This window comes from Gardnerella sp. KA00127, assembly GCF_049244125.1.
Taxonomy (GTDB): domain Bacteria; phylum Actinomycetota; class Actinomycetes; order Actinomycetales; family Bifidobacteriaceae; genus Bifidobacterium; species Bifidobacterium swidsinskii.
Window position 1 is genome coordinate 886336 of sequence record NZ_CP058377.1, and the last position, 15339, is coordinate 901674.

A 15339-nucleotide genomic window follows, 5' to 3' on the forward strand; every position below is an offset into this window, starting at 1 on the left:
TTGTGTGACCTTCTAGCATATTCATTCTTCTGAAACAATACGCAGTTGAATTGTGAAACTCGTAACTGAACCTTTTATCCACATAGTTCGAAAAAAATATTGCTTTTTTTTTTAAGTGAATAAACTTTATTGTGTTGTATGCAAATTTTGGGGCTGACTCTAATTTTGCATAATTTTCAAATCGAATTAAGAAAGGAAGAAAGATGAATGGGGAGAATATGGAAATGTCTCCAGTGAATAATGATAACAATAACAAGCATTTGAGTGGGCTTGGAGTATCTGCGCTTGTATTGGGTATTATTAGCATTGTATTTTCTGTAGTTCCAATTATTAATAATATGTGCTTTGTGCTTGGAATTCTTGCTATAATTTTTGCTGGATGCTCTTGGAAATCAACTGGTAAAAAAGGACACAAGCGTGGTCATGGAATGGTAATCGCTGGTCTTGTTCTAGGTATCCTTTCAATAGTAATTACTTTATCTATGCAAGCAAGTTTTAGTGCTTCTATAGATAAAGCTAAGTCTGGCTTAGATAAAGCAAGTAAAAAGCTAGACAATATGGCAAAAGGTATTGCCAATGAGAATGCTAAAGAGATGAAGATTCAAGTTAAGGGCACTGCTCCAACTGATATTAACTTATTAGTTTCTGGTTCTAACAGCAATGAAAGCACAAATAATGGTGTTTGGGAGAAAGTCTTTACTGGCAAGGATGCTCAAAAGGATTGGACAATCATGGCATCGCCAAAAATAGACGTTGATAATCCAACGCCAGACAATTACAAAGTTGAATGTTCAATTACTGTTGATGGCAAAGAAGTGTCTCATAAGAGCGCAACTGGAACTTCTGCTAATGTAATGTGCACTGCGTCTGACACAACTGCTAAGTAATTTATACGTTTTTATAAAATTTATTCAAACAAAAAGCCCGACGAGTTTACGCGCCGGGCTTTTAGTGTATTCAGTTAGTTATTGTGTAACTTTACTTATTCTTATTGCTATCTTCTTTTTCGCTATCTTCAGACTTATTATCCTCAGATTTATTTTCTTCAGACTTATTTTCTTCAGTAGCAACAGCAGCAGTTGTGTCTATTGTCTCAAACTTTTCGCCTTTAATTGTGAACTCCCCCAGCAATCCTTCGCCTTCAGCATCCACCTTAATGTGTTCGCCGTCAGAAAGTTCACCAAGCAAAATCTTTTCAGAAATAGTATCCTCAATATCTCGCTGAATTACGCGACGCAACGGACGTGCACCAAGCAAAGGATCGAAGCCTTTCTGTGCAAGCAAATTCTTAGCGGCATCCGTAATTTCTAGAGACATGTGACGATCAAACAGCCTGTCGTTAAGCAACTTCACGTCCATGTCAACAATTTGACGAACTTCTGGCTCCGTAAGCTGACGGAACACAATAGTGTCGTCCAAACGGTTTAAGAACTCTGGACGGAAATGACGCTTAAGCTCAGAATTAACCTGATCTTTCATGCGCTGATACGTGGAATCAGCGTTATTTCCAAGTGTAAAGCCAGTATTTGCAGCCTTCGCAATATCGCGAGTACCAAGATTGGTGGTAAGAATAATAATCGTATTCTTAAAGTCCACTTTTCTACCCTGACCGTCTGTTAAGTGACCGTCATCGAGTACTTGCAAAAGCGTGTTGAAAATATCTGGATGAGCTTTTTCAATCTCGTCGAAAAGCACCACAGAGAATGGCTTTCTGCGAACTTTTTCAGTAAGCTCGCCACCTTCTTCATATCCAACATATCCAGGAGGAGCACCGAAAAGCCTAGACGCAGCATACTTTTCTGCAAACTCTGACATGTCAACTCTGATTAAGGCATTATCGTCATCAAACAAGAAGTTTGCAAGCGCCTTGGCAAGCTCAGTTTTACCAACTCCAGTAGGACCAGCAAAAATAAACGATCCAGAAGGACGTTTAGGATCCTTCAAACCAACTCGAGCACGACGAATCGAGCGAGCTAAAGCAGACACAGCTTCATCTTGACCAACAATACGCTTGTGAAGTTCAGATTCCATTTGAAGAAGCTTCTGTGATTCCGCTTGAGTAAGCTTTACTACAGGAATGCCTGTAGTGCTTGAAACAACGGAAGCAATCATGTCTTCATCAACAACCATCTTGACATTAGACTCGCCTTCGCGCCAAGCCTTTTCCTTCTCTGCAGCTTCATTCTCAAGCTTTTCTTGATCGTCGCGAAGATTGGCAGCTTCTTCAAAATCTTGCTGCTTGATTGCTTCATCTTTCTTTTCAGAAATCTTAGCAATCTTATGGTTTAATTCTTTGAGCTCAGGCGGCTGAGTCAAGCGCTTAATACGCAAGCGCGCACCAGCTTCATCAATAAGATCAATAGCCTTATCTGGAAGGTGACGATCTTGAATGTAACGATCAGAAAGCTCAGCAGAAGACTGTAAAGCTCCATCGGTAATAGTTACATGATGGTGATTTTCGTAGCGAGAACGCAATCCTTTAAGAATCTCGATTGTTTCAGCAATTGTAGGTTCTGGAACTTGAATCGGCTGGAAACGACGCTCCAAAGCAGCATCTTTTTCAATATACTTGCGATACTCGTCAGTAGTAGTAGCACCAATTGTCTGTAGCTCTCCACGCGCAAGCATTGGTTTAAGCATATCGGATGCACCAAGAGCTCCATCAGCAGAACCTGCTCCAACAATAGTGTGAATCTCATCAATAAAAAGCACAATATCGCCGCGTGTTTTAATTTCTTTAAGCACTTTTTTCAAGCGCTCTTCGAAATCGCCACGGTAGCGAGATCCTGCAATCATTGAACCTAAGTCTAGAGAATAAACTTGCTTATTTTTTAACGTTTCCGGCACATCGCCTTCAACGATTTTCTGTGCGAGACCTTCTACAACTGCAGTCTTACCAACTCCAGGCTCTCCAATAAGCACAGGATTATTCTTCGTGCGTCGGCTAAGTACAACCATAACGCGTTCAATTTCTTCAGAACGACCTATAACAGGATCAAGCTTTCCTTCTTGAGCTTCAAATGTTAAATTGCGTCCAAATTGATCAAGAAGAGCAGAGCCGGATTGATTTCGCTTATCTTGCACACTTCCAGCATTAGCTAACTCGCCCTTCTCGCTACCATTAGGAGCATTATCTCCACGAATTAAATCAACAGTAGTGCTTCGCAAGTCTCCAAGATCAACTTCCATCTTTATAAGTACTTGCGTGCCCACACCTTCGCCTTCGCGTATAAGCCCGAGCAAAATATGCTCAGTACCAATATAACTGTGACCAAGCTGAAGAGCTTCGCGCAAACTCAGTTCAAGCACTTGCTTAGCGTGAGGCGTAAAAGGAATATGACCAGCAGGCGAAACAGTGCCTTTGCCGATCATCTCTTCAACCTGTTTGCGAGTGCCTTCTAGGCCTACGCCTTTTGAGCTTAACGCTTTCGCGGCAATGCCCTCACCTTCGCGAATAAGCCCGAGCAAAATATGCTCAGTACCAATATAATTGTGCTGAAGTGAGCGAGCCTCTTCCTGAGCTAGCACAATCACGCGTCGTGCGCGATCAGTGAACCGTTCAAACATAACTACCTTCCGTTCTTTTCTTTCATTCCATGGTAACGAGTCGCCATGACGCGAAGCGTCGTATATATTTATTCATTCGTACAGCATTCCATAGCATCACAATAATCATGAATGATGAACCTAAATATTCATATTCTCGTTTCTTGCATAATTACTTATGTTGTCTGCGAGATTTTCTTTTATATAATCGCATTGATGTGGATGCTGTAGTTTTTGAAGTGTCTTCAGATTCTTGTGACTCTTCCACTTTTCCTGTTAACGGTATTTCTTCTGTAACAGAATTTTCGTCTACTAAGTTTACTTCTGAAGAATCAGGATAATCTGTATCTTTTTGGGATTTTTCAAATTTTTCAGATTCATTAGCTACAGTCTCTTCAATTTTTTCAGTTTGATTTTCAACTTCAATTTCGCGATTTTTGTCATCATTATTTTCATATGATTTTTCGTCAATAGTTGAATTGTCTATTAAATCAGATTCAGATAAATTATTTTGTTCATCTTTGTCTGTTGAGGCTTCTTTTTTGTTGCGCAATTTTGAATCTAATTTTCTGCGCTTACGACGATGCATCTTACTGTCTTCGATTGCTTCCTCAATAAGCTCAACGTCTGCTCGCTCATCTCGTGGAGCTTGTTGCAAAATGTCAATATGATAATCGTCGTATGCAGGTTCAGATTGAATCCAAAGCTGCGATGGCTCAGGTGGTTCAATGTCAGAATGCTCACCACAAGCATGATCAAGCGATACAACTCGCCCATCGTCTGGGCTCCACATGTTTGCGCATACGCCAAACATAGAGCCTAAACTTCCAGCTAGAGGAATGAGGAATCCGCATGATGAACATGCTTTGCCATCGGCAATTTTTGTAGATAACGACTTTGGGCCATGTTGACCTGCGTACCAGCGTTTAGCTGTTTGCGAAATTGCTTCCGCAGTCATTACTCGTCTGCGAGACAGTCTTAGCGTTGAAACAGCTTCTTCAAGATCTTCGTCAAAATCATTATTTGCATCGCAAGATTCTTGATTTTGATTAATATCTTTTTCTGCGTTTGCGTTTGTGTCTGCATCTTCTTCGCTAGTATTAGCTTTAGCGTCATCTTCAGTTTTAGACTCAGAATAATCATCTGAATTTGCTGATTCTATATTCTTTTCAGAATTATTATCATCAATATTATTTACTTGACGGAAGCCATCTTCTAGTCGAGAATCGTCTTCAGATGTGCCAATAGAGTCCATTACAGAAAGATCACTTGGTTTCAAGCGGTCTTTCCACGGAATCCATGGTGGTGAAAGCAAAGAATTTTCAGTAGGAACAAGCGTTGATTCGTTCACGGTCCAACGTTGCGTTTCTTCATCATGATACAACGTAACTGACCACTGCCAGCCTTCATACCCAACTAAATTGCTTACGAAACGAAAGTCTGTAACTCCGTCGCCAAGCTCTATAGAAGATACAAAATCTCCTACTGCATCAGTACGTTCTGAAGTTTCCACAGCTATACTTCTAGCTAGTTCTTGTGGATCCATCACTTCATCAGTCATAAATAATATTCCAGACACTATTCCTGAACGTCAAAATTATCTGCCACTGCACGCAACAATGTAGCAAGTTTTTTGCTTTCAACAGTTGATGGGTAATGACGTCGACGCAAACCATTACCAGCAGAATCAAGAAGCTTAATAAGATCTTCTACAATAGCTGCCATATCTTCGGCTTTAGGACGAGTAGCCTTTACAAGCGATGGTGCTGTTGCAATAACATTCAAGCCCATAGCCTGTGGTCCTTTGCGACCTTCAATTACAGAAAACTCAACTCGTGTACCCTTGTGTAAAGTTTTTACAGTAACTGGCAATGCTGCTGCTGGCAAGAAAACATCCTTACCATCATCTCCAACAATAAAGCCGTACCCCTTCTGCGTATCGTACCAACGCACGCGCCCATTGGGCATAACACACCTCACTCCAAATAATTCTCATTTCGCACGCTGAAGTGCACAAGGCATAAAGTATCAGCATATGCGATAGGTTTATAGATAGTGTACCAAATATTGTTATTACTTGTTTCCTTATTACATTGTAGCGCATACACGCGGGCAATAAAATTTTTTTAACCTACGCAAGTGTTGCTAATGCCAATATTTTAATCGTTAACAATTTTAGAAGGCTCATCGATTTCATTAACTGGCAGAACTACAGTAAGAGTTAGGCCATGAGCTTTAACATCTATTTGCTCAGACCCATCCATAGTGTCATCAAGATTAGTTTTAGAATTGGTCGATGCTTCTAATGGAGAAGATATAGTTGCGCAAATAAAACCATGATGTGCTTTTACTACAGATTGCGCAATTGCCATACCCAAGCCAGTTCCACCTTTTTCTCTAGCTCTTGATGGGTCAGCAATATAGAAACGCTCAAAAATTCTAGACAATGATTCTTCTGGAACTCCAGGGCCATGGTCAACAACTCGAATTACAGCATACTTATGACCCGTATCAGTAGATTGGCTGACTTCCGCTGCTTCCAAAAACTCCTTCAGTGATTCTTTTACAGAAGGTAATTTAGATAATTCATTTGGAGTTATAGACGCCTTCATAACTCCTACTGCAATTTCTACAGGAGAATCAACAGGGGTGTATCTATGAATATTTCCTACGATATTTGTCATTACTTGGCGTAATCTAGCACCATCACCGAGTAGCGTAACAGTTGGAAGTGTACCAACATGGAATTGGAGCTTACGCTCAAAATCGCAATTTGTGCAACTCATAAGCTTCCACTCATCCGAAATAGTTAAATAGCCTTGTTGAACGGATCTAGCAGGATCAAGAGCATGTAGATCATTAGCCGCGTCAGAAAGTATTGGAGATAAGCTAACTTGCTGTGAAATATTAATTCCACGACCCTCATCAAAACGCGCCAAAGAAAGCAAATCTTCTACTAGTTCAGTCATTCTCTCGCTAGAAGCCTTAATGTGGGCAATAGAGTCATCTGCTCTCTCCTGCTCTCCTGGCATGTTGCGCCACATTGTATATAACTCAGCATATCCATGAATTGCAGCTAATGGAGTACGTAATTCATGACTTGCATCTGAAACGAATCGCTTCATTTTTTCTGTCATATCTTCTTGCTCATTAAATCCTCTTTCAATACGAGCAAGCATAGAATTAAGAGAAGCTGCTAAAGATCCAACCTCAGTATTTTCAGGAGCAGATGGAACTCGTTTGCTTAAATCTCCAGAAGCAATTTTTGAAGCTGTTTTTTCAATTCGTTTTAACGGTCTTAAAGCTGATTGAATAATAATTGCTGAAAATACTGCTCCAAACAAAATAACTGCAATACTCACCATTATACAGTAACGAGTAAGTGTGCTAACGGTATCAATTTGATCGCTAAGAGATAAAGCAATATAGACATAACCGCTAACACTTAACTCTGAATTATAGCTATTTTTTTGACCCCACGTTAATACTAAAACTCTCCATGGAGCTGTTGCAGCCTTTTTAGTGATTGCATCGACTTTATTAGTATTCCCCTTGACGATTGCAGGTGCTGTGTAAGGCTTGTGGGTAACAATTTTTTTACTATCAAAACCGTCTGCAGGAAGTTTAGGAACCGAAACAACCGATCCTTTAATTGGTATTAATGGAGTAGAAATAATTTTATTATGCGTATCTCTAACTTGCATAAAGTAATTATTTGGACCTACTGAAGATTGATTTGAGTTTTTCATGCGCAATGAATCAACATTGTCATAAACAAATTGCGCTTGACTTGCTAATTGTACATCAGTTTTTTCTAGCAAATAATTTCCTACGAGCTGCTGAATTGATAGTGATATGCAAAAAGCGGCTACAGTTAAAATAGCAAGAGTACATGCAACTAAACGCGTACTCAGTGGTATTGCATTTATGCGACGACGTAGCCAGCAGGTTTTACGAGGCTTTTTGTTTTTTTTGTTATTTTCACTTAGCTCTATCGCAACACTTTTTCCAGCAGTTCTAACATCTGAATCATCTTTAGAGTTATTATTTGTGCTGTTGCTAATAGTTGATTCAGCGTTATTGTAGTTATTATTACTAGATTGCATGATCAGGCTTGACCTGCCTTAGGCTCTCGAATCATATAACCGATGCCACGTTTAGTTTCAATAAGAGGAACTACTTTTTGCTGTTTTCCTGAATCATCAGTAATTTCAATGCCATCAATCTTCTTTCTTAAATAAGAAATATAAGATTCAACGATTGCTGCGTCTCCGCCCCAATCGTACTGCCATACGTGATTCAAAATCTGGCTTTTTGACAGAACTCGACCTTCATTGTCCATAAGATAATGAAGTAGTTTGTATTCAGTTGGGCTAAGTTCGATTGGCACGCCACATCGAGTTACGTCATGAGAATCCTCGTTAATCTCAAGATCCGCAACTTTTATAATATGAGTTTCTTCATCAGGTTCTTGTGTTCTGCGAAGAATTGCTCGTATTCTTGCCACTACTTCTTCCAAGCTGAATGGCTTTGTAACGTAGTCATCTCCACCAACGGTTAGACCCATAATTTTATCTTGTGTATCGTCTCTTGCAGTTAGGAACAATACAGGAACTTTAATTCCATTTTGACGAATACGCCTCGTAACAGTAAAACCATCAATATCTGGGAGCATAACATCCATAACGATAAGATTTGGATTTACTCGTTCAATTACTTCAACAGCTTCTGAGCCGGATGCAGCAGTTTCTACTTCAAACCCAGCAAAATGCAAAGATGCTACCAAAAGTTCACGGATTGATGGCTCGTCATCGACCACGACAATAGATGCTTCAACGTTCTTACTCATATTGATTAGCATCACTTATCAAGCTGAATGTTTCCTGAATAATTGCTGAAAATAAAACAAGTTATCGAATATTTTTGTCTACCTGTGACGAGCGTGCCTTCTACGAGCTTTTCTAACACCAGCAAGTATTTGACGTTGTATGCGATTCTTTCTAAACAGAATAATCGCGACTATTGAGAATAATGCCAACAATATTAATAGCATAATAATTGTAGAAATAAGACTTGCAGAAGAAGTTGTTGACGTACGTTTTGCACGCATTATTTGTTTCATCATCATTATTGCAGATTGATCCCAATGCGTTCCAGTTGTGCTTACTAATGGCTTATAAGCTGCATCGGATAACAAGTCTACAGTATTTTTATTTTTGAGCCATTCATCGGAATTAGGCGAAACAGCTACAACTAATCTTCCATCATGAGTTGCTACTGCAAGCAGCACAGTATTTTTAGCTGGAAGCGTACTAATCAACAAATCACTAGCCCATTTTGATGAATTTTTTGTATTTCCAAAAGTAGACAAATATAAGAGCCTAACATTTACTCCTGTACGCTTTTTTGTTGTCTCAATCATGTCAGCAACTTTACTGACAGAATCCCCAAGCAAATTTTCTGTGTCTGTTATTGAGTCTGTTGCAACTATTCCAGAATTTTGCTCATTGCTTTCAGCATATGCATTAATTGTATTTACTCTATTTAAAGGTAAAAATATGAGCGAATTTATTGGAAGAGTTGGAAGAATAAAAGAAAAACTAAATAAAAATGCCATTAATAAAAGCAATACGCGTTTAGCTAAAAATAGTTTTGAATGAGAATGCTGGTAGTTAAAATTTGCAATACGCGTGCAAGCTAAGCTTTTAACCACATTGGTGCATAAATCTTTTTCGTAGTTTTTTGATGGCATATATTCATAATAGCGTGACATCACACAAGTAAAAGTAGCATTATAAAAATCTTTGCTTAATTTATTTGGAATGTTTCGCAAAATAATTTATAAAAAAGCGTTTATTTAGACGCAAAACAAATGGAGGGGAAATATGGCACAATTTCGAGTTGATTCAGAGCAAATTCAGCAGGCTGCGGCAGCCGTTGGAACCTCGGTTAGTGCAATTAGAGATGCAGTCAACGGGATGTATACCAATTTACAGCAATTGCAGAGCGTGTGGACTGGATCGGCGGCTACACAATTTGCGTCGACCGCTCAGCAGTGGCGAGCGGCGCAACAACAAATGGAGCAATCATTAGAAGCAATTCAGCAAGCTATGCAACATGCGTCAGGAGTGTATCTTGATGCGGAAGCTCAAGCTACTTCCCTATTTGGAATGGGCTGAATAGTCTGAATAATCTAATGAAATATAAATGGCGGTATACTTCATTTGCGAGCATACCGCCATTTACTATGAGCTATTCAGTCTATGAGCTATTCAGCTATAAAATTTTTACAACTTTTAATTTAGTAGCCCATGTCGGCACCAGCTTGTGGTGCTGCAGCTGGTTTTTCTGGCTTGTTAGCAACCACAGCTTCAGTGGTTAAGAACAAACCTGCAATAGAAGCAGCGTTCTGTAGAGCAGAACGAGTTACCTTAACTGGGTCAGTAACGCCAGCAGCCATCAAATCTTCGTAAGTGTTGGTTGAAGCGTTGAAGCCTTCGCCTTCTGGAAGCTCACGCACCTTGTTGAGCACAACATCTCCAGAAACGCCAGAGTTCTGAGCAATCTGCTTGATTGGAGCTTCTACAGCGCGGAACACGATTGCAGCACCCGTCGCTTCTTCACCCTTAAGCTCTGTGATTGCTTGAGACTTTTCAATCTTTGCAGCAGTCTGAACCAAAGCTACGCCACCGCCTGGAAGCAAACCTTCCTCAATAGCAGCCTTAGCGTTACGAACTGCATCTTCAATACGATGCTTACGCTCCTTAGCTTCAACTTCAGTAGCAGCGCCAACCTTAATAACAGCAACGCCGCCAGCAAGCTTAGCAAGACGCTCCTGAAGCTTTTCGCGATCGTAATCGGAATCAGTGTTCTCGATTTCTGCGCGAATCTGAGCCACGCGAGCATCAACATCTTCCTTAGATCCAGCACCAGAAACGATAGTTGTTTCATCCTTAGAAACAATAACCTTAGCTGCGTGACCAAACACAGAAGCGTCGATAGAATCGAGCTTTAAGCCAAGGTCGTCAGAAACAACCTGTGCACCGGTCAAAATAGCCATATCTTGGAGCATAGCCTTACGACGATCGCCGAATCCTGGAGCCTTAACAGCAACAGTGTTGAAAGTGCCACGAATCTTGTTCAAAACAAGTGTTGGCAATGCTTCACCATCAACATCTTCAGCAATAATAAGCAATGGCTTGCCAGACTTCATAACAAGCTCAGCGATGTGGACGATATCCTGCTGGCTTGAAACCTTGCCAGAAGTGAGCAAAATGTATGGATCTTCAAGAACAGCAGTTTGATCGTCAGCGTTAGTGACGAAGTAAGGGGAAATATAGCCCTTATCAAAGCGCATACCTTCAGTGAAGTCCAAGTCAAGACCAAACTTGTTGTTGTCTTCAACTGTGACAACACCATCCTGACCGACCTTATCCAAAGCTTCAGCGATCTTTTCGCCAACTTCAGGATCAGCTGCAGAAATCGTAGCAGTAGCAGCAATCTGTTCCTTGGTCTCAACATCCTTTGCAGAAGCAAGCAATTCCTTGACGATTGCTTCAGCAGCCTTTTCGATGCCGCGGCGAAGAGCGATTGGGTTGCTTCCTGCAACAACATTCTTCAAACCTTCATGCACCAAAGACTGTGCCAAAACAGTAGCAGTTGTAGTACCGTCGCCTGCAACATCATCAGTCTTCTTAGCTACTTCCTTAACAAGTTCGGCGCCAATACGCTCGTATGGATCTTCAAGATCGATTTCCTTAGCGATAGAAACGCCATCATTTGTGATAGTTGGTGCACCGTAAGTCTTATCTAATACAACGTTGCGACCCTTTGGACCAAGTGTAACTTTAACAGTGTCTGCAAGCTTATCCAAACCGGCGAGCATACCCTGACGGGCGTCTTCCTGGTAGGCAATAATCTTTGCCATAGTTCCTCCACATACGTTATTTATGAACTTTTCACTGCAATCTTGAGTAATAAGCCGTCAGCTGCTTATTATCACTCTCAAGGCTTGAGTGCTAATTTGAAGATTAGCACTCTATGTACCCGAGTGCCAACTTTTTTGGCGTTTATACATAAAAACCGGTTAGAAAATAATTCTAACCGGTTATTTTTATGCTAAAAATATTACTTGCAAAGCACAACTACAATCGGAGAAACGATTTGTTTTTCATTTTCGACAGCACTAATACCTAAAGTCTTTGCAATATCTTCAGCTGCAGCTTTTTGTGAATCGTCTTTATACCAAACAACAGACTCGCCTGGGACTTTACCAGTTGGATTCCCAGCTGTCACATTTGCGTATCCCGCTTGCTTTAACTTATCTGCTCCAGCAGCAGCATGACCGCTTATCTTGGTTGCGTTAAGAACTTTCACAGCAACTGATTTATCTAGTGAAGTTTGCGTCTTAGAATCATTTGCTGAATTATCCTTAGAGTCACCAGCATCTTTCCTATCTGATTTATTTTCTTCAGATTTATTATCGTCGTCATCTCCGCCTTCAGAAGATTTATCTTCGTCGCTTTTAACCGACTTTTTGTTTTCAGAAGTCTTAGAAGGCGATGCTGATTGAGATGATTGTTGCTGATGATTCCAAGGCAACGGAAGATGTGAGATTTCGCCAGAAGCGATAGCCCAAACCAAAACACCAACAACCGCTGCAACAATTAATGCAACAAAATAAGGAAGTATTACGGCATACCACGCAGGATTTCCACGATGAACTCCAATCGGTCCCTCTGGTGGCTCATCAAAAGCATCAGGCGTATACGACACGTTCTGATTATTTCGCGCCATAATTGCACTCCTTATAAAATCATTTAAACAATAATGAATCTATACTATCTAATGCTTAGCACAAAGCACAAATTTAGAAAATTTGATTGATTTCCTTTTATGGTATGCCTTGACATACAGTAGCAATATGAATCCTCAAAATATTAAACCCTTAAACGAGCTAATGGATCCTGATTGGGCTGAAGCATTAAAGCCAGTTGAGCCACAAATACGCGCAATGGGAGTATTTTTGCGAGAGCAGATAGAAAGCGGACATCATATTCTTCCTGCTAGCCACAACATTTTGCGTGCTTTTTCTATTCCACTAAAAAGCATTAAAGTTTTAATTGTTGGCCAGGATCCATATCCAACGCCGGGCCATCCAGTAGGCTTAAGTTTTTGCACAGCTGCAAAAGTGCGCCCACTGCCAAAAAGTCTCATAAACATTTATAAAGAATTAGTAAACGATTTAGGTGTAGAAACTCCAAAAAGTGGAGATCTAACACCGTGGACCAGGCAGGGTGTGATGCTTCTTAACAGATGTTTAACTGTTGAGGCCGGTAAGGCAAATAGCCACCAAGGAAAAGGTTGGGAGCCTGTAACCGATGCAGCTATTCGAGCATTAAACAATAGAACTGATTGCAATGGTAATCCATTGCCGCTTGTAGCTATTTTATGGGGTCGTAATGCGCAAAGTTTGGCTCCTTTGCTGACGAATGCAACTCTTATTACATCAGCGCACCCAAGCCCTCTTTCTGCAATGCGAGGATTCTTTGGATCGCATCCATTTTCAAGAGCTAATCAGGCCTTAATTAATATGGGAGTTTCGCCAATTAATTGGTCCCTAGATTCTCAAGAAATCTAATTGTCTTAAATATTGCAAATTATCTTATAAAGACAATAAAAATGCCATTTTTGAACATGTCAGTACTGCATATCGGTTAAAATGTCTCTTATGGCATTATTTCCACCGCAACCACAGAAGAAACCGTTAACCGATAAAACTTCAATTGCTTCTAAGCTTGGCATTGGATCAGCTGTACCTCAGCCGTCTGCTGTTTCTAATACAAGTGCGCAAGTCACTGCAACTATTTCGAGTGATGACATACGTCGTTGCCAACAAATTGCAAATATTTTGCGCGCACGTTTTGCACAAACCTTAGTCGGTCAAGACGCTTTACGAGAGTCTCTTATTCTTACTCTTATTGCAGGCGGACACATTCTTATTGAATCAGTACCAGGTCTCGCAAAAACTACTGCTGCTCAAACTCTTGCAACAGCTATGTCAGGTAGTTTCCGTCGTGTGCAGTGTACTCCGGATTTAATGCCAGCAGATTTAGTTGGTACTCAAGTTTTTGATTTTGCTTCCCAACATTTTACTACGCAAATTGGTCCTATCCATGCAAATGTTATTTTGTTGGATGAGATTAATCGTTCAAACGCAAAAACTCAATCTGCAATGCTTGAAGCTATGGCAGAAGGAGCAACAACTATTGGAGGCGAAAGAATTCCTCTGCCTCAACCATTTATGGTTATTGCTACGCAAAATCCAATTGAGGAAGAAGGAACATTTAATCTTCCAGAAGCCCAGATGGATCGTTTTATGGTAAAAGCAGTTATGACTTACCCTAATCCTGACGAGGAAGTTCGTATGCTGCAATTACTTACTCAACGAGGATTGGATGTCGTTGATCCTTCAAAGCTAAATACTCAACGCATAAGTTTGCAAGATGTTGTTTTTATGCGTACTGCAGCGCGTCACATACACGTTTCTGAAGCAGTTATGAAGTATGTAGTTGATCTTGTTGCCACTTCTCGTGGTGAAGGTACGCATCCACTTCCTACGATTAATTCATTGGTTCGTATGGGAGCTAGCCCTCGTGCATCAATTGCACTTATTCGTATTGCTCAAGCTCACGCTTTACTTTCTGGACGCGATTATGTGATACCTGAAGATATTAAATTGTTTGCGCATGAAGTGTTAAGGCATCGCATACTTTTAACTTTTGAAGCTTTAGCTGATTCTATTACTACAGATCAAGTAATTGATGCATTAGTTAAGACGGTTCCTGTGCCATGATGCGTACGAAGCGGTTAGTATTATCTGAACCTGCTAAAGCCGTGCGTCGCAAAATTGAGCTTTTGGATCAGCGAATTGATTTGCCTATTGCGCGTAAAGCTTTAGGCTTATTAGAGGGAGACCATCCTTCGCACAGACGTTTTGGCACAGGTGATGTTATTGACATACACGCGTGGCAGCCAGGAGATGAAGCTCGCATGATGAATTGGTCTGCGAGTGCTCGAACTGGACAACCTATGGTGTCTTCTAGAGAGCGTACTTCGTCTTCTCATACTTGGATTGCTTTAGATACAAGCATCAATATGAATGGAGCTTGTGTTTCTGGAGAATCTCTGTATGAAGTTGCGTCTAACTCTGCATGCTTTTTTGCATCTTTGAGTTTAAAACGTCATGATGCTGTTTCTTTGTTGTGTGCAGATGGAAAAAACGTTATCAATGTTCATTCTGCTAGTAATCTTTCTGATTTTGAGCGAAATCTAGATTATACGTTGCTTAATACTCGTAGGAATACCAGAGACATTGATGCGTTGCTTACTTCGTTACTAAAAAATATTGACAATAATGGTCTGGTAGTTTTAATAACTGATGAGTATGCATTACAAGCTCATAACTCTGAATCTTTGCGTAAAATTACGCAAAATCATAAGCTTGTAGTTATTGTTGTCTCTCCTATTAATCCTTTTGATGCTGCAATTGATTTGCAAATATTTGATGGAATTACTTTACGTAAAGTACCAGTGTTTTTGAAAAAAGAATCAAATAAAAATGAAGTCGAAGCTCGTAGAAATATTAGAATAAACGCTTTATACGATATGCTGCTTGGTGTTCAATCTTCAATAATTCATGGTTCTTCAAGTGAAGAAGTGTTCCATATTTCTGCACAAAAAGTGAGCCGTACAAATTATCTTGCTGACTCATTTAACAAGGAGGTTGAATAG

General features: G+C 40.2%; 13 protein-coding genes. 5 read left to right on the forward strand and 8 right to left on the reverse strand.

The features are described 5' to 3' along the window. Nucleotides 1-203: 203 nt before the first annotated feature. On the forward strand, nt 204-887 hold the full coding sequence (locus HXT48_RS03490) for a DUF4190 domain-containing protein (protein WP_119504414.1): 684 nt from the start codon (nt 204-206) through the stop codon (nt 885-887). A 91-nt stretch (nt 888-978) separates the two neighbouring features. Here the strand turns inward: HXT48_RS03490 and HXT48_RS03495 are convergent, their stop codons facing one another. From HXT48_RS03495 to HXT48_RS03520, 6 genes are all read right to left on the reverse strand, one after another. After that, on the reverse strand, nt 979-3567 hold the full coding sequence (locus tag HXT48_RS03495) for an ATP-dependent Clp protease ATP-binding subunit (RefSeq protein WP_012914140.1): 2589 nt from the start codon (nt 3565-3567) through the stop codon (nt 979-981). 151 nt (nt 3568-3718) lie between these two features. Then, entirely contained in the window at nt 3719-5107 is a 1389-nt protein-coding gene (locus tag HXT48_RS03500; RefSeq protein WP_102155201.1) for a DUF3027 domain-containing protein, read from the reverse strand. A 17-nt stretch (nt 5108-5124) separates the two neighbouring features. Continuing rightward, complete coding sequence (locus HXT48_RS03505; protein ID WP_064621422.1) at nt 5125-5514, reverse strand: cold-shock protein; 390 nt, start codon at nt 5512-5514, stop codon at nt 5125-5127. 191 nt (nt 5515-5705) lie between these two features. Further along, entirely contained in the window at nt 5706-7652 is a 1947-nt protein-coding gene (locus HXT48_RS03510) for a sensor histidine kinase (protein ID WP_102155203.1), read from the reverse strand. Between the two features lie 2 nt (nt 7653-7654). After that, nucleotides 7655-8395, reverse strand: coding sequence for a response regulator transcription factor (locus HXT48_RS03515; RefSeq protein ID WP_004111521.1), 741 nt, complete (start codon nt 8393-8395; stop codon nt 7655-7657). Nucleotides 8396-8473: 78 nt separating this feature from the next. After that, the gene (locus tag HXT48_RS03520; RefSeq protein ID WP_012914137.1) at nt 8474-9379 is read right to left on the reverse strand and encodes a hypothetical protein; all 906 of its coding nucleotides are present in this window, start codon (nt 9377-9379) and stop codon (nt 8474-8476) included. A gap of 52 nt (nt 9380-9431) precedes the next feature. On the opposite strand from HXT48_RS03520, the gene HXT48_RS03525 reads away from it, so the two are divergent. Further along, a complete protein-coding gene (locus HXT48_RS03525; RefSeq protein WP_004111519.1) occupies nt 9432-9725 on the forward strand; it encodes a WXG100 family type VII secretion target in 294 nt (97 codons plus the stop codon). A gap of 122 nt (nt 9726-9847) precedes the next feature. On the opposite strand, the gene groL is transcribed toward HXT48_RS03525, so the two are convergent. Together groL and HXT48_RS03535 are read right to left on the reverse strand one after the other, a co-directional pair. Continuing rightward, nucleotides 9848-11473 (reverse strand): chaperonin GroEL, encoded by a 1626-nt coding sequence (groL, locus tag HXT48_RS03530; RefSeq protein ID WP_102155205.1) that lies wholly within the window; start codon nt 11471-11473, stop codon nt 9848-9850. A gap of 200 nt (nt 11474-11673) precedes the next feature. Further along, nucleotides 11674-12342, reverse strand: a complete 669-nt coding sequence (locus HXT48_RS03535) for a LytR C-terminal domain-containing protein (protein WP_012914135.1) — start codon at nt 12340-12342, stop codon at nt 11674-11676. Nucleotides 12343-12469: 127 nt separating this feature from the next. Between HXT48_RS03535 and HXT48_RS03540 the strand changes: the two genes are divergently transcribed. The 3 genes from HXT48_RS03540 to HXT48_RS03550 all read left to right on the forward strand — a co-directional run bounded on the left by HXT48_RS03540 (nt 12470) and on the right by HXT48_RS03550 (nt 15339). Continuing rightward, nucleotides 12470-13186 (forward strand): uracil-DNA glycosylase, encoded by a 717-nt coding sequence (locus tag HXT48_RS03540; RefSeq protein WP_004106746.1) that lies wholly within the window; start codon nt 12470-12472, stop codon nt 13184-13186. A gap of 90 nt (nt 13187-13276) precedes the next feature. Then, nucleotides 13277-14401: an AAA family ATPase gene (locus HXT48_RS03545; RefSeq protein ID WP_041160574.1), complete on the forward strand. Its 1125-nt coding sequence runs from the start codon at nt 13277-13279 to the stop codon at nt 14399-14401. Further along, nucleotides 14398-15339: a DUF58 domain-containing protein gene (locus HXT48_RS03550; protein WP_012914133.1), complete on the forward strand. Its 942-nt coding sequence runs from the start codon at nt 14398-14400 to the stop codon at nt 15337-15339. Before HXT48_RS03545 ends, HXT48_RS03550 begins: the two co-directional genes overlap by 4 nt.

Excerpts from the sequence above, each read along its gene's own strand:
- HXT48_RS03495 (WP_012914140.1), bottom strand. The coding sequence starts at position 3,567 with ATGTTTGAACGGTTCACTGATCGCGCACGACGCGTGATTGTGCTAGCT.
- groL (WP_102155205.1), bottom strand. The coding sequence starts at position 11,473 with ATGGCAAAGATTATTGCCTACCAGGAAGACGCCCGTCAGGGTATGCTC.
- HXT48_RS03545 (WP_041160574.1), top strand. The coding sequence starts at position 13,277 with ATGGCATTATTTCCACCGCAACCACAGAAGAAACCGTTAACCGATAAA.
- HXT48_RS03540 (WP_004106746.1), top strand. The coding sequence starts at position 12,470 with ATGAATCCTCAAAATATTAAACCCTTAAACGAGCTAATGGATCCTGAT.
- HXT48_RS03505 (WP_064621422.1), bottom strand. The coding sequence starts at position 5,514 with ATGCCCAATGGGCGCGTGCGTTGGTACGATACGCAGAAGGGGTACGGC.
- HXT48_RS03550 (WP_012914133.1), top strand. The coding sequence starts at position 14,398 with ATGATGCGTACGAAGCGGTTAGTATTATCTGAACCTGCTAAAGCCGTG.
- HXT48_RS03490 (WP_119504414.1), top strand. The coding sequence starts at position 204 with ATGAATGGGGAGAATATGGAAATGTCTCCAGTGAATAATGATAACAAT.
- HXT48_RS03500 (WP_102155201.1), bottom strand. The coding sequence starts at position 5,107 with ATGACTGATGAAGTGATGGATCCACAAGAACTAGCTAGAAGTATAGCT.
- HXT48_RS03525 (WP_004111519.1), top strand. The coding sequence starts at position 9,432 with ATGGCACAATTTCGAGTTGATTCAGAGCAAATTCAGCAGGCTGCGGCA.
- HXT48_RS03515 (WP_004111521.1), bottom strand. The coding sequence starts at position 8,395 with ATGAGTAAGAACGTTGAAGCATCTATTGTCGTGGTCGATGACGAGCCA.
- HXT48_RS03510 (WP_102155203.1), bottom strand. The coding sequence starts at position 7,652 with ATGCAATCTAGTAATAATAACTACAATAACGCTGAATCAACTATTAGC.
- HXT48_RS03535 (WP_012914135.1), bottom strand. The coding sequence starts at position 12,342 with ATGGCGCGAAATAATCAGAACGTGTCGTATACGCCTGATGCTTTTGAT.